General features: G+C 64.6%; 16 protein-coding genes. 12 read left to right on the top strand and 4 right to left on the bottom strand.

Annotation, left to right across the window (positions count from 1 at the left end):
• The first annotated feature begins 12 nt into the window (after positions 1 to 12).
• Positions 13 to 972, top strand: coding sequence for a type I pantothenate kinase (gene coaA / locus X735_RS154630; RefSeq protein WP_013528342.1), 960 nt, complete (start codon positions 13 to 15; stop codon positions 970 to 972).
• Here the strand turns inward: coaA and X735_RS154635 are convergent.
• The 4 genes from X735_RS154635 to X735_RS154650 form a co-directional block, all read right to left on the bottom strand.
• The gene (locus X735_RS154635; RefSeq protein ID WP_023810636.1) at positions 959 to 1,588 is read right to left on the bottom strand and encodes an alpha-ketoglutarate-dependent dioxygenase AlkB; all 630 of its coding nucleotides are present in this window, start codon (positions 1,586 to 1,588) and stop codon (positions 959 to 961) included. The two genes, coaA and X735_RS154635, sit on opposite strands and share 14 nt — an antisense overlap.
• A 165-nt stretch (positions 1,589 to 1,753) precedes the next feature.
• Positions 1,754 to 2,227, bottom strand: a complete 474-nt coding sequence (lysM, locus tag X735_RS154640) for a peptidoglycan-binding protein LysM (protein WP_023810635.1) — start codon at positions 2,225 to 2,227, stop codon at positions 1,754 to 1,756.
• A 154-nt stretch (positions 2,228 to 2,381) separates the two neighbouring features.
• Positions 2,382 to 2,819 (bottom strand): alternative ribosome rescue aminoacyl-tRNA hydrolase ArfB, encoded by a 438-nt coding sequence (gene arfB / locus X735_RS154645; protein ID WP_023810634.1) that lies wholly within the window; start codon positions 2,817 to 2,819, stop codon positions 2,382 to 2,384.
• Between the two features lie 84 nt (positions 2,820 to 2,903).
• Positions 2,904 to 4,529: a phosphoenolpyruvate carboxykinase gene (locus X735_RS154650; RefSeq protein WP_023810633.1), complete on the bottom strand. Its 1,626-nt coding sequence runs from the start codon at positions 4,527 to 4,529 to the stop codon at positions 2,904 to 2,906.
• Positions 4,530 to 4,872: 343 nt separating this feature from the next.
• Between X735_RS154650 and X735_RS154655 the strand changes: the two genes are divergently transcribed.
• The 11 genes from X735_RS154655 to addA all read left to right on the top strand — a co-directional run bounded on the left by X735_RS154655 (position 4,873) and on the right by addA (position 21,945).
• The gene (locus tag X735_RS154655) at positions 4,873 to 5,574 is read left to right on the top strand and encodes a response regulator transcription factor (RefSeq protein WP_013528337.1); all 702 of its coding nucleotides are present in this window, start codon (positions 4,873 to 4,875) and stop codon (positions 5,572 to 5,574) included.
• Positions 5,575 to 5,594: 20 nt separating this feature from the next.
• A complete protein-coding gene (locus tag X735_RS154660; RefSeq protein WP_023810632.1) occupies positions 5,595 to 7,379 on the top strand; it encodes a sensor histidine kinase in 1,785 nt (594 codons plus the stop codon).
• A 32-nt stretch (positions 7,380 to 7,411) separates the two neighbouring features.
• Positions 7,412 to 7,858: an HPr kinase gene (locus X735_RS154665; RefSeq protein ID WP_023810631.1), complete on the top strand. Its 447-nt coding sequence runs from the start codon at positions 7,412 to 7,414 to the stop codon at positions 7,856 to 7,858.
• 164 nt (positions 7,859 to 8,022) lie between these two features.
• Positions 8,023 to 8,424 (top strand): PTS sugar transporter subunit IIA, encoded by a 402-nt coding sequence (locus tag X735_RS154670; RefSeq protein ID WP_010912939.1) that lies wholly within the window; start codon positions 8,023 to 8,025, stop codon positions 8,422 to 8,424.
• Complete coding sequence (locus X735_RS154675; RefSeq protein WP_023810630.1) at positions 8,421 to 8,717, top strand: HPr family phosphocarrier protein; 297 nt, start codon at positions 8,421 to 8,423, stop codon at positions 8,715 to 8,717. The genes X735_RS154670 and X735_RS154675 overlap by 4 nt, the downstream gene beginning before the upstream one ends.
• A gap of 172 nt (positions 8,718 to 8,889) precedes the next feature.
• Complete coding sequence (ahcY, locus tag X735_RS154680; protein ID WP_023810629.1) at positions 8,890 to 10,290, top strand: adenosylhomocysteinase; 1,401 nt, start codon at positions 8,890 to 8,892, stop codon at positions 10,288 to 10,290.
• Between the two features lie 199 nt (positions 10,291 to 10,489).
• A complete protein-coding gene (locus X735_RS154685; protein ID WP_023810628.1) occupies positions 10,490 to 13,045 on the top strand; it encodes a PAS domain-containing sensor histidine kinase in 2,556 nt (851 codons plus the stop codon).
• Between the two features lie 8 nt (positions 13,046 to 13,053).
• Positions 13,054 to 14,565 carry a tRNA (adenosine(37)-N6)-threonylcarbamoyltransferase complex ATPase subunit type 1 TsaE gene (gene tsaE / locus X735_RS154690; RefSeq protein WP_023810627.1) on the top strand — a complete coding sequence of 504 codons (1,512 nt, stop codon included), beginning with the start codon at positions 13,054 to 13,056 and terminating at the stop codon, positions 14,563 to 14,565.
• The gene (locus X735_RS154695) at positions 14,562 to 15,290 is read left to right on the top strand and encodes a nucleotidyltransferase family protein (RefSeq protein ID WP_023810626.1); all 729 of its coding nucleotides are present in this window, start codon (positions 14,562 to 14,564) and stop codon (positions 15,288 to 15,290) included. Before tsaE ends, X735_RS154695 begins: the two co-directional genes overlap by 4 nt.
• Positions 15,287 to 18,430: a double-strand break repair protein AddB gene (addB, locus tag X735_RS154700; RefSeq protein WP_023810625.1), complete on the top strand. Its 3,144-nt coding sequence runs from the start codon at positions 15,287 to 15,289 to the stop codon at positions 18,428 to 18,430. The genes X735_RS154695 and addB overlap by 4 nt, the downstream gene beginning before the upstream one ends.
• Positions 18,427 to 21,945 (top strand): double-strand break repair helicase AddA, encoded by a 3,519-nt coding sequence (addA, locus tag X735_RS154705; RefSeq protein ID WP_023810624.1) that lies wholly within the window; start codon positions 18,427 to 18,429, stop codon positions 21,943 to 21,945. Before addB ends, addA begins: the two co-directional genes overlap by 4 nt.
• The last annotated feature ends 20 nt before the right edge of the window (positions 21,946 to 21,965 follow it).

The raw sequence follows: 21,965 nt of genomic DNA, 5'->3' as shown, positions 1-21,965 counted from the left end.
GCAGGTATCTCGATGGATCAGCTCGCGCCGACCGAGAAGTATTCCCCCTTTCGCTTCTTCTCCGCCGAGCAATGGTCGCAATTCCGCGCCGATACCCCACTGACGCTGAGCGCGGACGAATTCCGCCGCCTGCGCTCGCTCAACGATCCGGTCGATCTCGAGGAGGTCACGCGCATCTATCTGTCGCTGTCGCGGCTGTTGTCGGCGCATGTCGAAGCGAGCCAGCTGCTGTTCCGGCAACGCCAGGCCTTCTTCAACGCGGTCGACGTGGTCAAGACACCCTTCATCATCGGCATCGCCGGTTCTGTCGCCGTCGGCAAATCGACCACCGCACGCGTGCTGAAGGAACTGCTGGCGCGCTGGCCGTCGAGCCCCAAGGTCGATCTCATCACCACCGACGGTTTCCTGCTGCCCAACGAGGTCCTGCGCCGCGAGAACCTGATGGAGCGCAAGGGTTTCCCCGACAGCTACGATGTGGGCGCGCTGCTGCGCTTCCTGTCGGGCATCAAGTCGGCGCTGCCCGATGTCCGCGCGCCTGTCTATTCGCACCTGACCTATGACGTCATTCCCGGCGAGTTCGTCACCATCGACAGGCCGGACATATTGATCTTCGAAGGCATCAATGTCCTGCAGCCCGGCAAGCTGCCGCAGGACGGCAAGATCGTGCCTTTCCTGTCGGACTTCTTCGACTTCGCCATCTACATCGATGCCGACGAGAAGCTGATCCACAACTGGTACATTTCCCGCTTCATGCGGCTGCGTGAGACCGCCTTCCGCAATCCGGACTCCTTCTTTCACCGCTATTCGCAGCTGTCGGAGGGGTCGGCGCGCGCCATCGCCGAAGGCCTGTGGACCAACATCAATTTGAAGAATCTGCGCGAGAACATCCTGCCGACGCGGGCCCGCGCCGACTTGATCCTGCGCAAGGGCGCCGACCACCTGATCGAGGAAGTGGCGCTCAGGAAGCTGTGACGGCCGGCTTCGTCACCCGTCGCAATGTCAGATTGATCCGCCCGCCGTTTTTCAGCAGCGCCGAGGTCGAGGGATAGATCCGATCGACGCCGTGAAAGCACAGCCGCCCCTCGCCGCCGAGCACCACGACGTCACCGCTTTGCAGCCTGAACGACTTGGTGGCGCCATCACGCGTAGTCTGGCCGACTCGGAACAGGCAGTCGTCGCCGAGCGAGACGGAGACGACCGGCGCCGAAAAATCGGCCTCGTCGCGGTCCTGATGCAGCCCCATTTTTGCATCCGGCGTGTAGAAATTGATCAGGCATGCTTCCGGCGGGTGCGGATAGCCCGAGACCTCGCGCCACAGCTCGAGCAGCGCATCCGGAATTGGCGGCCAAGGCGCCCCGGTTACCGGATGCGCCGGCTGGTAACGATAGCCGTGCTCCTTGTCGGTGACCCAGCCGAGCGGCCCGCAATTGGTCATGCGCACGCTCATCTCCTTGCCGGTGCGCGGCATGGCCGGCACGAACAGCGGCGCCTGCTGCACGATCCGTCTCACCTCATCGACCAGCGCTTCCTGCACGGTGCGTGACAGATAGGCCGGCATGTGGCGGACACCTTTGGGCAGAACGAGCACGGATTCGGTCACCTCCCGGATGGTTCGGAACCGTAAAATGTCACGATCAAAAGAAAACGGCGACCCGAAAGCCGCCGTTCTAACTCTTTGTTTGGCACAATTCCGGACGGAAAACCGTTTCACACTTTTCCTGGAATTGCTTTTCGCAAATTGGCATCGCCTTGATCAGGCGAGATCTGGGATGCGCAGCACCTGGCCCGGATAGATCTTGTCGGGATGGGTCAGCATCGGCTTGTTGGCCTCGAATATGACCGTGTTCTTGACGCCTTGGCCCTGGCCGTAGCTTTTCTCGGCGATCTTCCAGAGATTGTCGCCCTTCTTCACCGTGTAAAAGGTGGGCTCCTTGGCCGGGGCGGCGGCCGTGCCAGACGCTGGCGCGACCTGCAATTCGTCCGCCTGCACCTTGGAGACGCCGAGCGTGTTGCCGACGGCGATGACTGCCTTTTCGAAGATCGATTGATCCTTGACCACGCCCTTCAGCACCGCCGTGTCACCCTTGACGACGACCTCGACGCCATCGGTGCCGAGTTTGTGCGAATCGAGCTCCTTCTTGAGTGTGTCGGCCGAGGGTGCGGCTTCGTCGTCACCGCCGATGCCCAGTTTCTTGCCGACGCTCTTGACGAAATCGAACATGCCCATCCTTGGGTCTCCCTTGCTAATGGCAATGGTTGAACCTTGCATCTGCGGTCCAAAATGGGAAGTCGTTTTGTGCGCGTGCCTAGATCCAAGAGATAGAGCATGATGTCGCCCGAAACCGCTTCACACTTTTCGGCATCATGCTCTGGTGTGGTGCTTAATCGTTCTCCACCCGGCCGCGCAGCTTCTTGATCGTGCCGCGCCCGGCCTTGCTCTTCAGCCGCCGCTCCACGGCGCCCTTCGATGGCCGTGTCTTCTTGCGCGGCGGCGGTGGCGGTTCGGCGGCCTTGGCGACCAATGCCGTCAGCCGTGCCCGCGCATCCGCCCGGTTCTGTTCCTGGGTGCGGAAGCGGCCTGCCTCGATGACGATGACACCGTCCTTGGTGGCACGCTGGCCGGCAAGTTTGATCGTCCGCTCGCGCACGCGCTCCGACAGACCCGTTGCGTTGGCCGCGTCGAAGCGCAGCTGCACCGCCGTCGCCACCTTGTTGACGTTCTGGCCGCCGGGGCCGGACGAGCGGATGAAATCCTCGTGCAGGTCGCCCGGATGGATAACCGCATCGCCTGATATGATGATGTTGTCGTCGCTCGCCATGCCGCAGTCATGGCGCGGCGGATCGAAAAAGAAAAGGCCCGATCGAACCGGGCCTTTCAACGAAAGCTGAACCCTGTGGCGCGATTACTCCGCCGCTTCCTGCATGCGCGGCGCGGCGCCCAGCACCACGGCATCGACATGGCTTTCGAATTTCTCGAAATTGACGGCGAACATGCCGACCAGCCTTGCCGCCTGCCGGTCATAGCCGGCCTTGTCGGCCCAGGTCGCCCGGGGGTCCAGAATCATCGGGTCGAGAATGCCGCTGTCGACGCCCGGGACAGCCACCGGCACCGCGAAACCGAAATGAGGGTCGGTGCGGAACTCGGCCGTCTTCAGCGAGCCGTCAAGTGCGGCGGCAAGCAAGGCGCGCGTCGCCTTGATCGGCATGCGCTTGCCGGTGCCGTAGGCGCCGCCGGTCCAGCCGGTATTGACCAGCCAGCAATCGGCGCCGTGGCCTGCAATCAGCTCGCGCAGCAGATTGCCGTATTCAGAGGGATGGCGCGGCATGAACGGCGCACCGAAACAGGTCGAAAACGTCGCTTCGGGCTCGGTTACCCCCTTTTCGGTTCCGGCCACCTTGGCGGTGTAGCCGGAGAGGAAGTGATACATCGCCTGCGCCGGGGTCAGCCGCGCGATCGGCGGCATCACGCCGAAGGCGTCGGCGGTCAGCATGATGATGTTGTTGGGATGGTTGGCGCGGCCGGTCTTGCTGGCATTGGGGATGAAGTCCAGCGGGTACGCGCAGCGTGTGTTTTCGGTCAGCCTTCCGTCGTTGAAATCCGGCACGCCATCGGCGTCGAGCACGACATTTTCCAGCACCGTGCCGAAGCGCTGCGTGGTGGCGAAGATTTCCGGCTCGGCTTCCGCCGACAGCTTGATCGTCTTGGCGTAGCAGCCGCCTTCGAAATTGAAGATGCCGTGCGGTCCCCAGCCATGCTCGTCGTCGCCGATCAACGTGCGCGAGGGATCGGCCGAGAGCGTCGTCTTGCCGGTGCCCGACAGGCCGAAGAAGATGGCGGCGTCGCCGGCCGCACCCTCATTGGCCGAGCAATGCATCGGCATCACGCCTTTCGCCGGCAGGAGATAGTTGAGCATGGTGAACACCGACTTCTTCATCTCGCCGGCATAGGAGGTGCCGCCGATCAGCACGATCTTGCGCGAAAGATCGACGGCGATCACCGTTTCGGTGCGGCTGCCGTGACGGAGGGGATCGGCGCGGAAGGACGGCAGGTCGATGATCGTCATCTCGGGCACGAACTGCTCGAGTTCGGTGGCATCGGGACGAATGAGCAGATTGCGGATGAACAGCGAGTGCCAGGCAAATTCGGTGATCACCCTGGTCGGCAGCCTCGACTCCGCATCGGCGCCGCCGACCAGATCCTGGACGTATAGATCCTTGTCCGCGGCGTGCGCCTGGAAATCGGCGAGCAGCGTGTCGAACTGGGCCGGCGAGATCGCCTTGTTGTTCTCCCACCAGACATGTGGTTCGGTGTCACCGTTGCGGACGACGAACTTGTCCTTGGGCGAGCGGCCGGTGTGCTGGCCGGTCTCGGCGACCAGCGCGCCATGGGCGGTCAAGCGGGCCTCGCCGCGCCGGATCGATTCCTCATAAAGGGTAGCCGCACCGAAATTATAGCGCACCACGCCGGTGGTTTTCAGGCCGATATGATCGATCGCGCAGGCGGAATTGCGTTTGCCGACTTCCGACATCGAGTGTCCCTCTTGGATTTGCCGCATCTTTGCCGGCACGTTTCCAGCACGCCCACTACGCGGGCTGAGATGGTCAGAACCAGAAAAGGCAAATGATATCAAATCATTAATCGATTTAAATATTTTGAAAGTTGTTTAAATCGTTTATATGTGCAAAAAGTTTCGCGGTTGCCCAAAGGATTGGCGATGTACGTTCGTCCAACCCATGTCGAGGTAGGATTGTGGCCGCCGGCATGCCGCGCGTGACAGCGGACAAGGCCTATGCCACATTTTGTACCTAATTTGTCCTGCAAAAGCCCCTTCTCTACGACAGAAGGGACAGCTCATGAGGGAGCCGCTTGAAATGGCAACAATCGCGCTTGTCGATGACGACCGCAACATTCTGACATCGGTGTCGATCGCCTTGGAATCCGAGGGGTATCGCGTCGAGACCTACACGGATGGTGCGTCGGCGCTGGAAGGCCTGGCGGCACGCCCGCCGAACCTTGCCATCCTCGACATCAAGATGCCGCGCATGGACGGCATGGAACTGCTGCGCCGGATGCGCCAGAAGTCCGACCTGCCGGTGATCTTCCTGACCTCCAAGGACGATGAGATCGACGAGTTGTTCGGTCTCAAGATGGGCGCCGACGACTTCATCCGCAAACCCTTCTCACAGCGCCTGCTGGTCGAGCGCGTGCGCGCCGTGCTGCGCCGCGCCAGTGCCCGCGAGGCTGCCGCCAAGACGCCAAGCCAGCAGGCCCGCTCGCTCGAGCGCGGCCAGCTCGTCATGGACCAGGAGCGCCACACCTGCACCTGGAAAGGCGAGCCGGTGACGCTCACCGTCACCGAGTTCCTGATACTGCATTCGCTGGCGCAGCGTCCTGGCGTCGTTAAAAGCCGTGATGCGCTGATGGATTCGGCTTATGATGAACAGGTCTATGTCGACGATCGCACCATCGACAGCCACATCAAGCGGCTGCGCAAGAAGTTCAAGGCCGTCGACGACGACTTCGAGATGATCGAAACCCTTTACGGAGTCGGATACCGGTTCCGCGAAGCGTAAGTAGCAGGGCCTGCTATTCGATGGCAGTGGAAACACAGCGAACAAGACCGGCGGGCGCCTCCAGGCGGCCGTCCCGGATCATGCCGTCCTTCGTCTCGAAGATCACGGTGCCGATGCGCCGCTTCCTCGGCCATCATATCTTTTCCAGCCTGACGCGGCGTATCCTGTTCCTCAACCTTGCCGGCCTCGCCGTCCTGGTGACCGGCATCCTCTATCTCAACACCTTCCGCGACGGACTGATCGACGCCCGCGTCGAAAGCCTGATGACCCAGGGCGAGATCATCGCCGGCGCCATTGCCGCGTCGGCGACCGTCGAGACGGATTCGATCAGCATCGACCCGGAAAAGCTGCTTGAGCTGCAGGCCGGCGAAAGCCTGGGACCCGGCTCCGACCAGCTCGACAATCTCGACTTCCCGATCAACCCGGAGCGGGTCGCGCCGGTGCTGAGAAGGCTGATCTCGCCGACCAGGACCCGCGCACGCATCTATGACCGCGACGCCAATCTGCTGCTCGATTCGCGCCACCTCTATTCGCGCGGCCAGATCCTGCGCTACGATCTGCCGCCGGTTGAAGAGGAAGAGCCCGATCTTGTCGAGCGCATCCAGAAATTCGTCTTCGACTTCTTCCGCAACACCGAGCTGCCGGTCTATCACGAGCAGCCGGGCGGCAATGGCGCCGCTTTCCCGGAAGTGGTCAAGGCTCTCACCGGCAGCCCGTCGACCATCGTGCGCGTCAGCGAGCAGGGCGAGCAGATCGTTTCGGTGGCGGTGCCGATCCAGCGCTTTCGTGCCGTCCTGGGCGTGCTGATGCTGTCGACCGAAGGCGGCGACATCGACAAGATCGTCGCCGCCGAGCGCAAGGCGATCCTGCGCGTCTTCGGTATCGCGGCCCTTGTCACCGCCATCCTGTCGATGCTGCTTGCCTCCACCATCGCCAATCCGCTGCGCCGGCTGTCGGCGGCGGCGGTGCGGGTGCGGCGCGGCGTCAAGAGCCGTGAAGAGATCCCCGACTTTTCCGACCGTCAGGACGAGATCGGCAATCTGTCGATCGCCATACGCGACATGACCAACGCGCTCTACGCCCGTATCGAGGCGATCGAAAGCTTTGCGGCCGACGTGTCGCATGAATTGAAGAACCCGCTGACGTCGCTGCGCAGCGCGGTGGAAACCTTGCCGCTGGCCAAGAACGACGATTCGCGCGGCCGGCTGATGGATATCATCCAGCACGATGTCAGGCGGCTGGATCGGCTCATCACTGATATTTCCGACGCCTCGCGCCTCGACGCGGAGCTCGCGCGCGAGGATGCCGGGACCGTCGATTTGAAGAAATTCATCACCGATCTGGTCGCCGTTTCGCGCGAAGCGACGCGTAACAAGAAGGCGGTCGAGATCGAGTTCAAGGCCGCCAAACTGCCGCAAGGCGTCAAAGGCTACGTCGTCGTCGGGCATGATCTGCGCATCGGCCAGGTCATCACCAATTTGATCGAGAACGCCCGTTCCTTCGTTCCCGAGGACCATGGCCACATCAGCCTCTCGCTGGCGCGTGCCGGCAAGTTCAACATCGTCACCGTCGACGACAATGGCCCCGGCATCCGCGCCGACAACATCGACCGCATCTTCGAGCGCTTCTACACGGATCGGCCGGCCGGCGAGGCATTCGGCCAGAATTCGGGCCTTGGCCTGTCGATATCCAGGCAAATCGTCGAGGCTCATGGCGGCACGCTGACCGCCGAGAACATCCCCGGCACCAAACCCGGCGAGATCAAGGGCGCACGCTTTGTGGTGACATTGCCGGCCGAAGGCTGAGAGCATGAATTCCAACCACGCTTGGTCCAGCCGTGCAGCCTGAAAATATTCACGCGACAATGGTTTTGATCGGCGAGCGCGGCATTCTCGTCACCGGAGCATCCGGCTCGGGCAAGACGACGCTGGCGCTGGCGCTCATCGACCATTGTCGCCATCGCGGCCTGTTCTCGCGGCTCGTCGGCGACGATCAGCTCTTCGTCGAGGCGCATGCCGGGCGGCTGCTGTGCCGCGCTCCCGCCGCCATAGAAGGCCTCGCCGAGGTGCCGGGGCTCGGCCCCCGACCTCTGCCATTCGAGCCGGCAGGCCTCGTCGACCTCCATGTCCGCCTGGTGCCGGCCGGCGAAGCGGTGCGCTTCCAGGAGGATACCGCAAGCAGCATTGCGGGCTGTCTGGTGCCGCGGGTCGACGTGGTCGAACGCAATGTCCCAGCGGTCTTGCCGGTCGTGATGGCGCGGCTGTCGATCGCGCCTTTTCTATGATCCGTTCCGGGTTTTTTGCTGCAATGCGTCAAAATGGCATGTGCCTGCGCAATTTTGGGCTTGTCAACGGGCCGTGCGTCGACAAGATAGCGCTCCCGCCGCCTGGATTGGCTGGCGAGCATAAAATGCGCCTGTGAAGCGGCGATGACGGGAGCCACCAAAGAATGATCGGACTCGTGCTTGTAACGCACGGTCAACTGGCCACCGAGTTCCGACATGCCGTCGAACATGTCGTCGGGCCACAAGACAATTTCGAAACCGTGGCGATCGGTGCCGACGACGATATGGAGCAGCGTCGCCGCGACATCGTCGACGCTGTTGCCCGTGTCGATACCGGGGCGGGCGTCATCGTGCTGACCGACATGTTCGGCGGCACGCCCTCCAACCTTGCCATTTCGGTGATGGAATCCGGCCGCACCGAGGTGATCGCCGGCATGAACCTGCCGATGCTGATCAAGCTCTCCTCGATCCGCAAGGGCGACAACATGGCCGCCGCGCTCGATGAGGCTCAGGCCGCCGGTCGCAAATACATCAACGTCGCCAGCCAGCTCCTGAGCAGCAAATGAACGCCCTGTCCCCGGAAAAAGATCAGATTGTCCGGGACTTTCCCATCATCAACCAGCGTGGCCTTCATGCCCGCGCTTCGGCGAAGTTCGTCCAGCTGGCCAGCGGCTTCGATGCCTCGGTGCATGTCGAGAAGGACGGCGTCAAGGTCGGCGGCACCTCGATCATGGGCCTGATGATGCTGGCGGCAAGCCCCGGCTATTCGATCCGCGTCACCGCCAGCGGGCCGGAGGCCCGGCAGGTCATCGACGCCCTGGAGCAGCTGGTGGCGTCCCGCTTTGGCGAGGAATGCTGAGTGCAGATGCGCGTCTGAGAGACATGCAGGGATAAAGATTTCTTTATATCCCATTGTCGACCCTGCTCCGATCTGCTAGTCAGGCCGGCAATTCGCGCCCTTCGACGCGCCGACCGGCGCGGGCGTGTCCGCAACAAATTCGCAAGCACAACATTCGCATCGGAGTACTGCCATGACGGGTAGCAAGGACTATGTGGTCGCCGACATCTCGCTTGCCGGCTGGGGCCGCAAGGAACTCGAGATCGCCGAAACCGAAATGCCGGGCCTGATGGCCTGCCGTGAGGAATTCGGTCCCAAGCAGCCGCTCAAGGGCGCGCGCATCACCGGTTCGCTGCACATGACGATCCAGACGGCGGTGCTGATCGAGACGCTGAAGGAGTTGGGCGCCGATATCCGCTGGGCCTCCTGCAACATCTTCTCGACCCAGGACCATGCGGCCGCGGCCATCGCCGAAGCCGGCATCCCGGTGTTCGCCGTCAAGGGCGAGTCGCTCGAGGAGTATTGGGACTACACCGACAAGATCTTCCAGTGGGCCGATGGCGGCCTCTCCAACATGATCCTCGATGATGGCGGCGATGCCACCATGTACATCCTGATCGGCGCCCGCGCCGAGGCAGGCGAGGATGTGCTGTCCAACCCGCAGAGCGAGGAAGAGGAATACTTCTACGCCCAGGTCAAGAAGCGCCTGAAGGCTTCGCCCGGCTTCTTCACCAAGCAGAAGGCGGCGATCCGCGGCGTCACCGAAGAGACGACCACCGGCGTCAACCGCCTATACCAGCTGCAGAAGAAGGGCCTGCTGCCCTTCCCCGCCATCAACGTCAACGACTCGGTCACCAAGTCGAAGTTCGACAACAAATATGGCTGCAAGGAATCGCTGGTCGACGGCATCCGCCGCGGCACCGACACGATGATGGCCGGCAAGGTCGCTGTCGTGTGCGGCTATGGCGACGTCGGCAAGGGCTCGTCGGCCTCGCTCAAGGGCGCCGGCGCCCGCGTCAAGGTCACCGAGGTCGATCCGATTTGCGCCCTGCAGGCGGCGATGGACGGTTTTGAAGTCGTCACGCTGGAAGATGCGGCCCCCACCGCCGACATAGTCATCACCACCACCGGCAACAAGGATGTCGTCACCCTCGACCATATGCGCTCGATGAAGGACATGGTCATCGTCGGCAACATAGGCCACTTCGACAATGAGATACAGGTCGCCGCGCTGCGCAATTTGAAATGGACAAACGTCAAGCCGCAGGTCGACATGATCACCTTCGCGGACGGCAAGCGGATGATCCTTTTGTCGGAAGGGCGGCTGCTCAATCTCGGCAACGCCACCGGCCACCCGAGCTTCGTCATGTCGGCATCCTTCACCAACCAGGTGCTGGCCCAGATCGAGCTCTACACCAAGCCCGGCCAGTACGAGAACCAGGTCTATGTCCTGCCCAAGCATCTCGACGAAAAGGTCGCGCGCCTGCATCTCGACAAGCTCGGCGCCCGCTTGACCGAACTGTCCGGTGAACAAGCCGCCTATATCGGCGTCACGCCGCAGGGTCCGTTCAAGCCGGAACACTACCGCTATTAACCAAAGCTAAAATTACTACCAGATATTGAGGCCGGGCGATTGACTTTTCGCCCGGCCATATTTTTGCGCGCCATCAGCCTTCACGGCGATTCGGCGAGGGGTTATTGTCAGGTGATTCGGCGATGCTTCCAGCCCGAGAGGGTCAAGAGAGGCACGCATCAGGGCGGTCTTGCATTCAGGCGGCGGAGAGGACCAAGACATGCCGGGGCAACACCCGCACAGAGCGGGACGGGCCGTTTCCGGCGGCCATGACGATTCGGGGATTGCTGGCTCCGCCCTGGAAGGCGGGAGCCTGTCCTGGCGCGCCCGCGCGTCGACATTTCTTGCCACCTCCGCGCTCACGGTCCCCTTGGCTGGCGCCGTCGCGCATGCCGAAACCGCTGCTGCCAGCGTCGCCGGACTGTCGCTGAGCGCCATCGAGGTCATGCAGCTTGCCGTGTTCGTCGGCGTGACTGGTGCCGCACTGATATCGGCCATCGTTCTCATCCGCGAAAGAGCCCGCACCTCGGCGGAGAATGTCGAACTCAGGAGCCGCTTGGCCGACATCAACGCGGCGCTCCGCCGTTCGGAGGCGCTGCTCAATCTGCGCGACCAGCGCGTCGTCGTCTGGGCCGCGGAAAACAAGAAGCCCGAGCTCATCGGCACATTGCCCGTCGAAAGCGGCGCTCCCGAGGATAGGGCCGCTTTTCTTGCTTTCGGCCGCTGGCTGATGCCGCGTTCGGCGGCGGCACTCGAACATGCCGTCGCGGGATTGCGCGAAAGGGCCAAACCCTTCGACCTCGTCATCGAATCGCAGGCCGGCGCGCCGCTCGAAGTGCATGGCCGCAAGAGTGCCGCGCATGTGCTCGTGCGTTTCGTCTCGCTCTCGGAGACGCAGCGCAGCCAGGCCAGGCTGAAGATCGAGAACCAGCGGCTGGCCGCCGACCACGACACGATGATCGGCCTGCTCGACGCGATGAACATGCCGGCATGGCTCCGCGGCGAGGATGGCGGGCTGAAGTGGGTCAACCGCGCCTATGCCGATGCCGTCGAAGCCGAAAATGCCGAAGCCGCGGTTCGGGAGAAAAGGGAGTTCCTCGGCGGTCAGGCGCGCGATGCTATTGCCGCCCAGCACAAGACGCATCCGGTTTTCGAGCAGTCGCTGTCCACCGTGATCGAAGGTGACCGCCGTGTGTTCGCGGTCACCGATTTCGCCGGCAGCGATGGCTCGGCCGGCCTTGCCTGCGACACCAGCGCCATTGAGGCCGTTCGCGGCGAATACGAACGGACGGTGCGAAGCCACGCCGACACGCTCGACCAGCTCAACACGGCGGTCGCCATTTTCGACATCGACGAGAAGCTGCGGTTCTTCAATCAGGCCTTCCAGAAGCTTTGGGGGCTGGACGCCGGCTTCCTGCACAGCGCACCCGACAATGCCTTGCTGCTCGACCGGCTGCGCAGCGAAGGCAAGATCGCCGAACAGCCTGAATGGCGCCGCTGGAAGGAAGGCCTGCTCGGCGCCTATCGCGCCGTCGAATCCCAGGAACATTGGTGGCATCTGCCGGATGGCAAGACCATTCGCGTCGTCGCCAATCCGCAGCCCAAGGGCGGCGTGACCTGGGTGTTCGAGAACCTGACCGAGAAGATGGACCTCGAAAGCCGCTACCAGACAGCGGTGCGGGTTCAGGGCGAGACGCTCGACAATCTTGCCGAAGGCGTGGCGGTGTTCGGACCCGACGGCAGGCTCCGGCTGTCGAATCCTGCCTTTGCCACTCTCTGGGGATTGAGCGGTGAAGCGGCCAAGCCCAGCGTCCATGTGTCGGCGATACGTGACCTCTGCGACCGGCAGGCCGCGGACAGCCCCTGGCCCAGCTTCGTTGCCGCCATCACCGGCTTTGACGACGAGCGCCGCGACCGCCACGGACAGACCGAGCTCAACAACGGCAATGTGCTGAGTTACGCCATGATCCCGCTGCCCAACGGGCAGGTGATGATGACCTTCGTCGACGTTACCGACAGCGTCCATGTCGAGCGGGCGCTGAAGGACAAGAACGAGGCGCTGCAAAAATCCGACCAGCTCAAGAATGAATTCGTCCAGCACGTCTCCTATGAACTGCGCTCGCCGCTGACCAACATCATCGGCTTCACCGAACTCCTGTCGCAGCCCACGACCGGTCCGCTGTCGCAGAAGCAGCGCGAATATGTCGAGCATGTCAGCTCGTCCTCCTCGGTCCTGCTCACCATCGTCAACGATATCCTCGACCTGGCGACGGTGGACGCCGGCATCATGCAGCTCGACATTTCCGAGGTGCAGGTCGATCGCACCATCGCCGCTGCGGCCGAGTTGGTGGCCGACCGGCTGGAAGAGCATTCGATCAGTCTCCAGGTGGACGCCGTTGCGGCGCCGAAGACGTTCCATGGCGATGAGGTCCGCGTCCGCCAGATCCTCTACAATCTGCTCAGCAACGCCGCCAATTACGCCCCGGAAGCCAGCATCATCCGGCTCACTTGCCGCCATCTGGCGGATGGGGTGGAATTCTCGGTTCATGACGACGGCCCCGGCATGCCGCCGGATGTGCTTGATTCGGTGTTCCGCCGTTTCGAGCCGCGCGCCAATGGCGGCCGCCGGCGCGGCGCCGGCCTCGGCCTGTCGATCGTCAAGAGCTTCGTCGAGCTGCATGGCGGCAGCGTTCGCATCGAAACCGGCAAGGACAAGGGCACGACCGTCATCTGCACCTTTCCAGACATGCCGGGCATCCGCGCCGCGGCCGAGTAGCGCGTTCGATGACCGGACTGGTGCTGGAGCGATTACTCGCCGACGAGACCCACACAGCGCGGCTGGGCGAAGATCTGGCGCTGTCGCTGCGCCCGGGCGACGTGATTGCCCTCAAGGGCGATCTGGGCGCCGGCAAGTCGACGCTGGCGCGGGCCTTGATCAGGACCCTGGCCGACGATGCCGGCCTCGACGTTCCGAGTCCGACCTTCACATTGGTGCAGAGCTACGACACCCGCATTCCGGTCCATCATTTCGATCTCTACCGCCTGTCCTCGGCGGACGAGCTCGATGAGCTTGGGTTCGACGAAGCCCTGGCGCAGGGTGCTGCTTTGGTCGAATGGCCGGAACGGGCGGAAGCCCATCTGCCGAAAACCACGATCCTGATAGAGCTCGTCCAGCATGGCGACGGCCGGCTGGCGCGATTGTCAGGGCAGGGTGATGCCTTCGATCGGGCGGCACGGTCGCTGGCCATGCGCGACTTTCTCGTGAACGCCGGCTGGGGGGAAGCGCAGCGCCGCCATTTCATCGGCGATGCCTCGGCCCGCTCCTATGAGATCGTTTCGCTGCCGGACCGAAAGCCGCAAGTGCTGATGAACTCACCACGGCTGGTGCTCGGCCCGCCGGTTCGCGACGGCAAGCCCTATGCAGAGATCGCGCACACCGCCCAGTCGGTCTCCGCCTTCGTAGCCATCGACCGCGCCTTGAAAGCGGGTGGGGTCAGCGTTCCGGAAATCCATGCCGAGGACCAGGAGCAGGGATTTTTGCTGCTCGAACATCTCGGTTCCGAGGGGTTTCTCGGCGGCGATGGCCAGCCGGTGGCCGAGCGCTACATGGCGGCGGCCGAGCTGCTGGCCATGATGCATGGCAGGACCTGGCCGCAGCGCCTGGAAACAGGACACGGCGGCTTCCACGATGTGCCGCCTTTCGACCGCGATGCCATGATGATCGAAGCCGATCTGCTGGTCGACTGGTATGTACCGGCGATATCGGGCGACCCGGCAAGTGACAGCTTGCGCGCCGGTTACCACAAGCAATGGAACGCGCTCCTCGACCGGCTGCAAGGCCGCGAGTACACGCTGATGCTGCGCGATTTCCATTCACCCAACATCATCTGGCGCGGTGATCGTTCCGGCCATGACCGGCTGGGCATCGTCGATTTCCAGGATGCGCTGATCGGCCCGTCCGCCTATGACGTCGCTTCGCTTGCCATGGACGCTCGTGTTACGATGTCGCCCGAGCTCGAGAGAGCGGCGCTCGACGCCTATGTCGCCGCGCGCCACGCAGCCGGTGCTTTCGACGAAGCAAGCTTCCTCGAAACCTACGCCGTCATGGCGGCGCAGCGGAATTCCAAGATCCTCGGCATCTTCGTCCGTCTCGAAAAGCGCGACGGCAAGCCCTATTATCTGAAACACCTGCCGCGCATCCGCGATTATCTGCGCCGGGCCTTGTCTCATCCGGCGCTGGCAAGCCTGCGCGAGTTCTACGACGCCCACGGTTTGCTGGAGGAGCGAGCGCTGTGACAGCAGGACCCGACACCGCCATCGTACTCGCAGCCGGGCTTGGCAAACGCATGCGGCCGATTACCGACACCATCCCCAAGCCGCTGGTCAGGATAGCCGGCAAGACGTTGCTCGACTGGAGCCTCGACAGCCTGGCCGCCGCCGGCGTCGGCAAGGCGGTCGTCAACGTCCACTACTTTCCCGAACAGATCGTCGCCCATGTCACTGCCCGCCGCGCGCCAAACATCGTCATTTCCGACGAGAGCGAACAACTGCTCGATTCCGCCGGCGGCATCGTCAAGGCGTTGCGGGAACTGGGCGATCAGCCCTTCTACATCCTCAACGCCGACACGTTCTGGATCGATGACGGTCCTCTGAATCTCCAGCGCCTCGCCCTTGCATGGGACGCGGCGAAAATGGATATTCTGCTGATGCTGGCGGATCTCCAACAGGCGACCGGACACTGCGGCAGCACCGATTTCCTGGTGGCGCCGGATGGCGGCTTGCGGCGTTCGAAAGGCGACCCGGCGGGGCTGATCTATGCCGGGGCGGCGATCGTCCATCCGCGCCTGTTCGAGGGTGCACCGGCCGGGCCGCACTCGCTCAACGCCTATTTCGATTCCGCCATCGCGGCCGGCCGCCTGTTCGGCATGCCGATGCATGGCCACTGGATCACCGTCGGCACGCCCGATGCCGTACCGCTCGCGGAAGCGGCGGTCGCCGGTGCGCTCATCGAGTCGCAATGAGCGGCTCCAGCCGCGTTTTCTCGATCCCGCCCGGAGCGCCGTTTCTGCCGACGCTTGCCGAGGCGCTGCTTGCCGGCCGTCTTGTCCCGGGGTTTCGATTTGACGGCGACCCGCTCGCTTTGGCCGATGTCACCATCTATGTGCCGACACGCCGTGCTGCGCGCGCTCTGCGGGGTGTCTTCGTCGACAGCCTGGCGGCACGCGGCGGCGGCGGCTCGGCGATCCTGCCGGTCATCCGGCCACTGGGCGAGTTCGACGAGGATGAGGCCGCATTCGAGACGGAGGCATCGGCGGCCATCGATCTCGCGCCGCCGATTTCGGCAACCGAACGCCTGTTGCTGCTGACGCCGCTGGTTCGGGCCTGGAAACGCCGGCTGCCGGCGCATGTCGCCGCCCTTTTCGCCGAGGAGATCGTCATCCCGGCTTCCACCGCCGACGCAATCTGGCTGGCGCGCGATCTCGCCCGGCTGATGGACGAGATCGAGACGGAAGGCACCGACTGGGCCAAGCTCACAGATCTGGTGACCGGCAATCTTGCCGGATGGTGGCAGGTGACGCTCGAATTCCTCGGCATCGTCACCGAAGCCTGGCCGAAATTCCTCGCGGAAAGCGACCGCTCCAATCCGGCCGCGCATCGCAGTGCGCTGATCCGCGCCGAGGCGGCGCGGCTGCTGCGCAATCCGCCCGCCGGNCCCGCCGGCCCCGTTATCGCCGCGGGCTCGACCGGCTCGATACCCGCCACGGCCGAACTGCTTGCCGCCATCGCCGGCCTGCCCGGCGGCGCCATCGTGCTGCCCGGCCTCGACCGTACGCTGGACGAAGCGTCGTTCCAGGCAATCGCCGCGCCAGGCGCGCGTCCAGCCGTGCTCGGCCACCCGCAATATGGCCTGGCCAGATTGATCGCCAAGGTCGGCGGGCTGCGCGGTGACGTCGACGAGCTCGGCGTGGCCGAGCCGCGTCTGGCGCTCCGCGCCGCTCTTGTCGGCGAAGCGCTGCGGCCGGCCGAGACCACCGAACTCTGGGCCGAGACACGTGCGGGCTTCCCGGCCTCCGATATGGCCGGCGCCTTCGCCGGGGTGACCTTGCTCGAAGCTGCAAGCGAACGTGATGAAGCCGTCGCCATCGCCGTCGCGCTCAAGCGCGCGGTTGAACAGCCCAGCCAAAGGGCGGCTCTCGTCACCGGCGACCGCGCGCTGGCGCGGCGCGTCTCGATCGAGCTCCAGCGCTTCGGCGTCGCGGCCGACGATTCCGGTGGCACGCCGCTCGCCAACACCCCCGCGGCCAGCCTGCTCAGGCTGGCGCTCGAGGCATTATTCAGGCCAGGCGATCCGGTCGGCCTGCTGTCGCTGCTCAAGCATCCGCTGCTTGGCCTTGGCCTCGAACGGGCCGATGTGCGCCACGCGGCGGAACTGGTCGAGCTGGTGGCGCTGCGCGGCGGCACCGGCCGCCCCGACATCGTTTCGCTGCCGGAACTGTTTGAGGCCCGCCTCACCGGCCTGGGCGGCGGCAGCCGGCAGCCCTTCTGGTTTTCCCGGCTGACCGTGCGCTCCATCGAAACCGCCCGGAATTTGCTTGAACGTCTCAAGCAGGCGCTGGCGCCGCTCGCAGCCTTCCGCGGCCGGGACGATGCCGACCTTGCCGCGCTTGTCAGGGCCAGTGTCGCCATCCTCGAAAATCTCGGCCGCACCGTCGATGGCGGCCTTGCCGAACTCTATGCCGGTGACGCCGGCGAGAAGCTTGCCGAACTGCTGCGCGGGCTGGTCGCGGCTTCGGCTTCGCTATCCTTCGCGGCGACCGAGTGGCCCGATATCATGGCGGCGCTGATCGCGCCTGAAACGGTCAAGCCGGCACACGGCACCGACCGGAACATCGCCATCTGGGGCGCGCTGGAAGCGCGCTTGCAGACTGTCGATACGCTGGTCATCGGCGGGCTCAACGAGGGCGTGTGGCCGCGCAAGCCAGAGAGCGACCGCTTCATGTCGCGGCTGATGAAGACCGGCATCGACCTCGAACCGCCGGAACGGCGCATCGGCCTTGCCGCGCATGATTTCCAGATGGCCATGGGGGCTGGGAAGGTCGTGCTGTCCCGCTCGGCGCGTGCCGGCGACGCACCCGCCGTGCCATCACGCTGGCTGCAGCGGCTGTTGACCTTCATCGGCAACGATCAGGCAGCAGAGTTGCGCCGGCGTGGCGACGAACTGCTCGCCTGGGCGCGCGCGCTGGATACAGGCCCAAGGCAGGATTTCGCGCCACGGCCGCAGCCGAAGCCGCCCTTGTCGGTGCGCCCGACGCATTTCTCGGTCACCGAGATCGAGACCCTGCGCCGTGACCCCTACGCCGTCTATGCAAGACGCATCCTCGGCCTGATGCCGCTCGATCCGGTCATTCGCGATCCTGGTGCGGCCGAGCGCGGCACGCTGTTTCACGCCATCCTGCACCTGTTCTCAGGCAGCGTCGCCGATCCGCGCGCCCCCGATGCGCTTGCCGGCCTTATCGCCGCCGGCCGCGTCTGTTTCGTCGAAGCCGACCTTCCGGCGGATGTCGAGGCCGTGTGGTGGCCACGTTTCGAGAAACTCGCCGCAAACATCATCGAGTGGGAGCGCACGCGCGCCGATGCAGTGACAAGGCGCCATGCCGAGGAGCGCGCCGGAAAGACCGTCGTCGGCCAATCCGGCGTGACTCTGTCCGGCTACGCCGACCGCGTTGACCTTTTGGCCGGCGGCATGGCCGACATACTGGATTACAAGACGGGGTCCTCGCCGTCCAAGGCGCAGGCGCACACACTGCTTGCGCCGCAACTGGCGTTGGAGGGCGCGCTGCTCAGGCGCGGCGCCTTCAAGGATTTGGGCGCGCGCGAGCCCTCTCAACTGGCCTTCATCAGGCTGAAGCCGAATGGCGAGGTGTTCGAGGAATCCATCCTCGAACACAATCGCCAGCCGCGGACCGCGACCGACCTTGCCGAAGAGGCCTGGGCGCGGCTGGAAAAGCTGTTGATCCACTATGCCGATCCTGCGACGGGTTATCTGTCGCGCGCGCTGCCGTTCCGCGAAGGCGAGACCGATGGCGACTACGACCATCTTGCCCGCGTGCTCGAATGGTCGGCAGGCGGCGATGCCGGTGACGAGGGAGGGGAGGCATGAAAAAGGCCTATCCGATCCCCAGCGACACCGCGACCAGCCAGGCCCGCGCCGCCGATCCCGGCAATTCCGCCTGGGTGTCGGCGAATGCCGGATCCGGCAAGACCCATGTGCTGGCCCAGCGCGTCATCCGGCTGCTGCTGCGCGGCACCGATCCGTCGAAGATCCTGTGCCTGACCTATACGCGTGCCGCCGCCGCCAACATGTCGAACCGGGTGTTCTCGACGCTGTCGGAGTGGACGACGCTTGGTGACGCGGACCTTGCGGCAAAGGTCGAGGCGCTGGAGGGCCGCCGGCCCGATCTCGAGACCATGCGCCGGGCGCGGCGCCTGTTCGCCGAGGCGCTGGAAACACCCGGTGGGCTGAAGATCCAGACCATCCATGCCTTCTGCGAATCGGTGCTGCACCAGTTCCCGCTGGAAGCCAATATCCCGGCCCATTTCGAGATGCTCGACGGCCAGATGGAGGCCTCGCTGTTTGCCGCGGCTCGCCGCGAGATGATTTCGGGCACATCCGCCGGTGACAAGAATCTGGCTGAGGCTTTTGCCGCCATTCTCGATCGGGGCGGCGAAGCCGGGCTAGACGCCTTGCTGGGTGAGATCGTGCGCAAGCGCGACGGCTTGCGCAATTTCATCGACGCCGTCGGGCGTGACGGCACGCGCTTCCAGGCCCTGTTCGACGAATTCCATTTCCATCCAGGCCAGACGGCCGAGGGCATAGCCGCTTCGGTATGGCCGTTGCCGGGTTTCCTGCCCGACTATTTTGCCGGCTTCGCCCACGCAGCCGAGGCCACCGACGCCAGATCGGTGCTGAACAACATCCTGCCCTATGCGCGGCAGGCTTTCGCCGAGGGCGATCCCATTCGGCGCCTGCAACTGCTCGCGCGAGCCTTCCTCAAGACCGATGGCGACGCCTACGACCCGGCAAAGGCCTTCAAGAAGGCCCTGGTCGACCGGCTGCCGGATCTGGCGGAGCGCTATCTCTCGGCCGCCAACGCCATCGTCGAAACCACCGACCGGCTGGCCCTGTTCCGGATGCTGGAGGGTACAAGAGCGGCGCTGACCATCGCCGACTGGCTGATCGCCCGCTACGAAATGCTGAAGCGCAGCCGCGGCTTTCTCGATTTCAACGACCTGATCACCCGCACCGTCAACCTGCTGGCGCGACCAGACGCCGGCCCCTGGGTGCAGTACAAGCTCGACCAGGGCATCGACCATATCCTGCTCGATGAAGCGCAGGACACCAGTCCGGACCAATGGGAAGTGGTGAAACGGCTGGCGGAAGAATTCTTTGCCGGCTTGGGCGCGCGCGACAGGGTCCATCGCACGGTCTTCGCCGTCGGCGACGAGAAGCAGTCGATCTATTCGTTCCAGGGGGCTGCCCCGGACTCCTTCGCCGACAGCCGGCTGTTGTTCGCCGGACGAGTGCGTGACGCCGAGGCGTCCTTTGCCGACCTCAAGCTGACCTGGTCGTTCCGCTCGACCGACGATGTTCTGACCGCGGTCGACCGCGTCTTTGCCGACGCGAGCGTGCGGCGCGGCATCAGCCATGATCCCGATCCGCTGCGCCACCAGGCGATCCGCACCGACGCACCGGGCTATGTCGAGGTGTGGCCGTCAGTCGGCGCCGATGTCGTCGATGAGCCCGACGACTGGACGCAAGCCATCGACCATGCGCACGCGCCGGCGGTGCGCGTGGCCGAGAACGTCGCCGCCACCATAGCCGGCTGGATCGGCACCGGTGAGATCATCGAGGGTCGCGGCAAGCGGCTGCGGCCGGGCGATGTGCTTGTGCTGGTGCGCAAACGCGATCGCTTCGTCCATGCGCTGACCCGCGCACTCAAACGCCGCGACATTCCGGTCGCCGGCGCCGACCGGCTGAGCCTGCCCGGGCACATCGCGGTCAAGGACCTGATTGCGCTCGGTCACCTCCTCATCCAGCCGCAGGACGACCTGTCGCTCGCCGCGGTGCTGCGCAGCCCGATCTTCGATCTGCCGGAAGAGACGCTTTTCACGCTCGCCGCGCAGAGGCCGGCTGGCCTGTCGTTGATCGCATCGCTGCGCCAGCACGCCGGCGAAAGCGAGAGAATGGCGAAGATCGTCGCTCAGGTCGACATCTGGACGAACGAGGCCGCCTTCAAACCGGTGTTCGAGTTTTACGCTTGCCTGCTGGCGCGCGATGGCGTGCGCCGCAAGATGATCGCGCGGCTTGGGCCCGAAGCCGGCGACATTCTCGACGAGTTCCTGAGCTTCTGCCTTGCCGAGGAGCGGACCGGCCTGCCGGGGCTGGAAGCCTTCCTGTCGACGCTGGAAAACGCCGGTCCCGAGATCAAGCGGGAGATGGACCAGACCCGCGACGAGGTCCGAGTCATGACCGTGCACGCTGCCAAGGGGCTGGAAGCGCCGGTCGTGTTCCTGGTCGATGGCGGTTCCGCCCCGTTCAGCGACCAGCATTTGCCGCGCCTGATGCCCTTCGACGGCTCCGGCGCGAACTGGGACGGCAAGGGCTATCTCTGGCGCTCGGCCAGCGACGTCGCCAACGGCTTTTCCAAAGCAGCGGCAGCGCGGGCACGGGAACTCGCCGACGACGAATACCGCCGGCTGCTCTATGTCGGCATGACCCGTGCCGAGGACCGGCTGATCGTCTGCGGCTATCACGGCAAGCGGGCGCCGAACGCCGGCACCTGGCACTCGATCGTCAGCCGCGCGCTGATCGGCGCGCCGGAAAGCGAACAGCGTGCGCATCCCGCCGGCGGCGAGCCGGTGCATCGTTTCCATGTCACCAAGCTGCCGCCGGTCGCACAGGCTTCCAGCGAGCAGGCGCGGCGGACGGATGCTTTCGGACCTTTGCCGGCGACTTTGTTCCGGCCCTTGCCGCCCTTCGAGGATCTGCCGCGTCCGCTGTCGCCATCCGGTGCCTCGGCGCTGATAGACGAAGGCAAGGAAGCTGTGGTCGACAAGACGTCTCCGGTGCTGGACGCCGATGCCGAGCCGGGCTTTGCCGTGCTGCGGGGGCTTGCCCTGCACAAACTGCTGCAGATGTTGCCCGGCATTGCGGAGCCTGACCGCTCGGACGCCGCCGAGCGCTATCTCGCACGAACGGGTGCTGATTGGCCTCCGTCAGAGCGTAAAAAGGCCCTGGCGTCGGTCACGTCAATCCTTGCCGATCCCGGCTTCGGTCAGCTGTTTGCACCGTCGTCGCGCGCCGAGGTCGCGATCATGGGCAGCCTGGAGGTCAAGGGCAAGAAGCGCTCGATTTCCGGCAAGATCGACCGGCTGGCGGTGACATCGGACAGTGTGTCGATCGTCGACTACAAGACCAATCGGCCGGCGCCCGGCTCTCTGGCCGAGGTTACGCCGGCCTATGTCCTGCAGCTCGCGCTCTATCGCGCCTTGCTGCAACCGCTCTATCCCGGCCGCATGGTCAAGGCGGCCTTGCTGTTCACCGAGGCGCCACGGCTGATCGAACTGCCGGCCAGCGCCATGGACGACGCTCTTGCTCGACTCACGCGAGCGTGACACAACACCTGCTTGAAGAA

Source organism: Mesorhizobium sp. L2C084A000 (assembly GCF_000502875.1).
Classification (GTDB): Bacteria; Pseudomonadota; Alphaproteobacteria; order Rhizobiales; family Rhizobiaceae; genus Mesorhizobium.
Note: the sequence above shows the minus strand (reverse complement) of the source record. Positions and strands in the feature narration are given on the sequence as shown.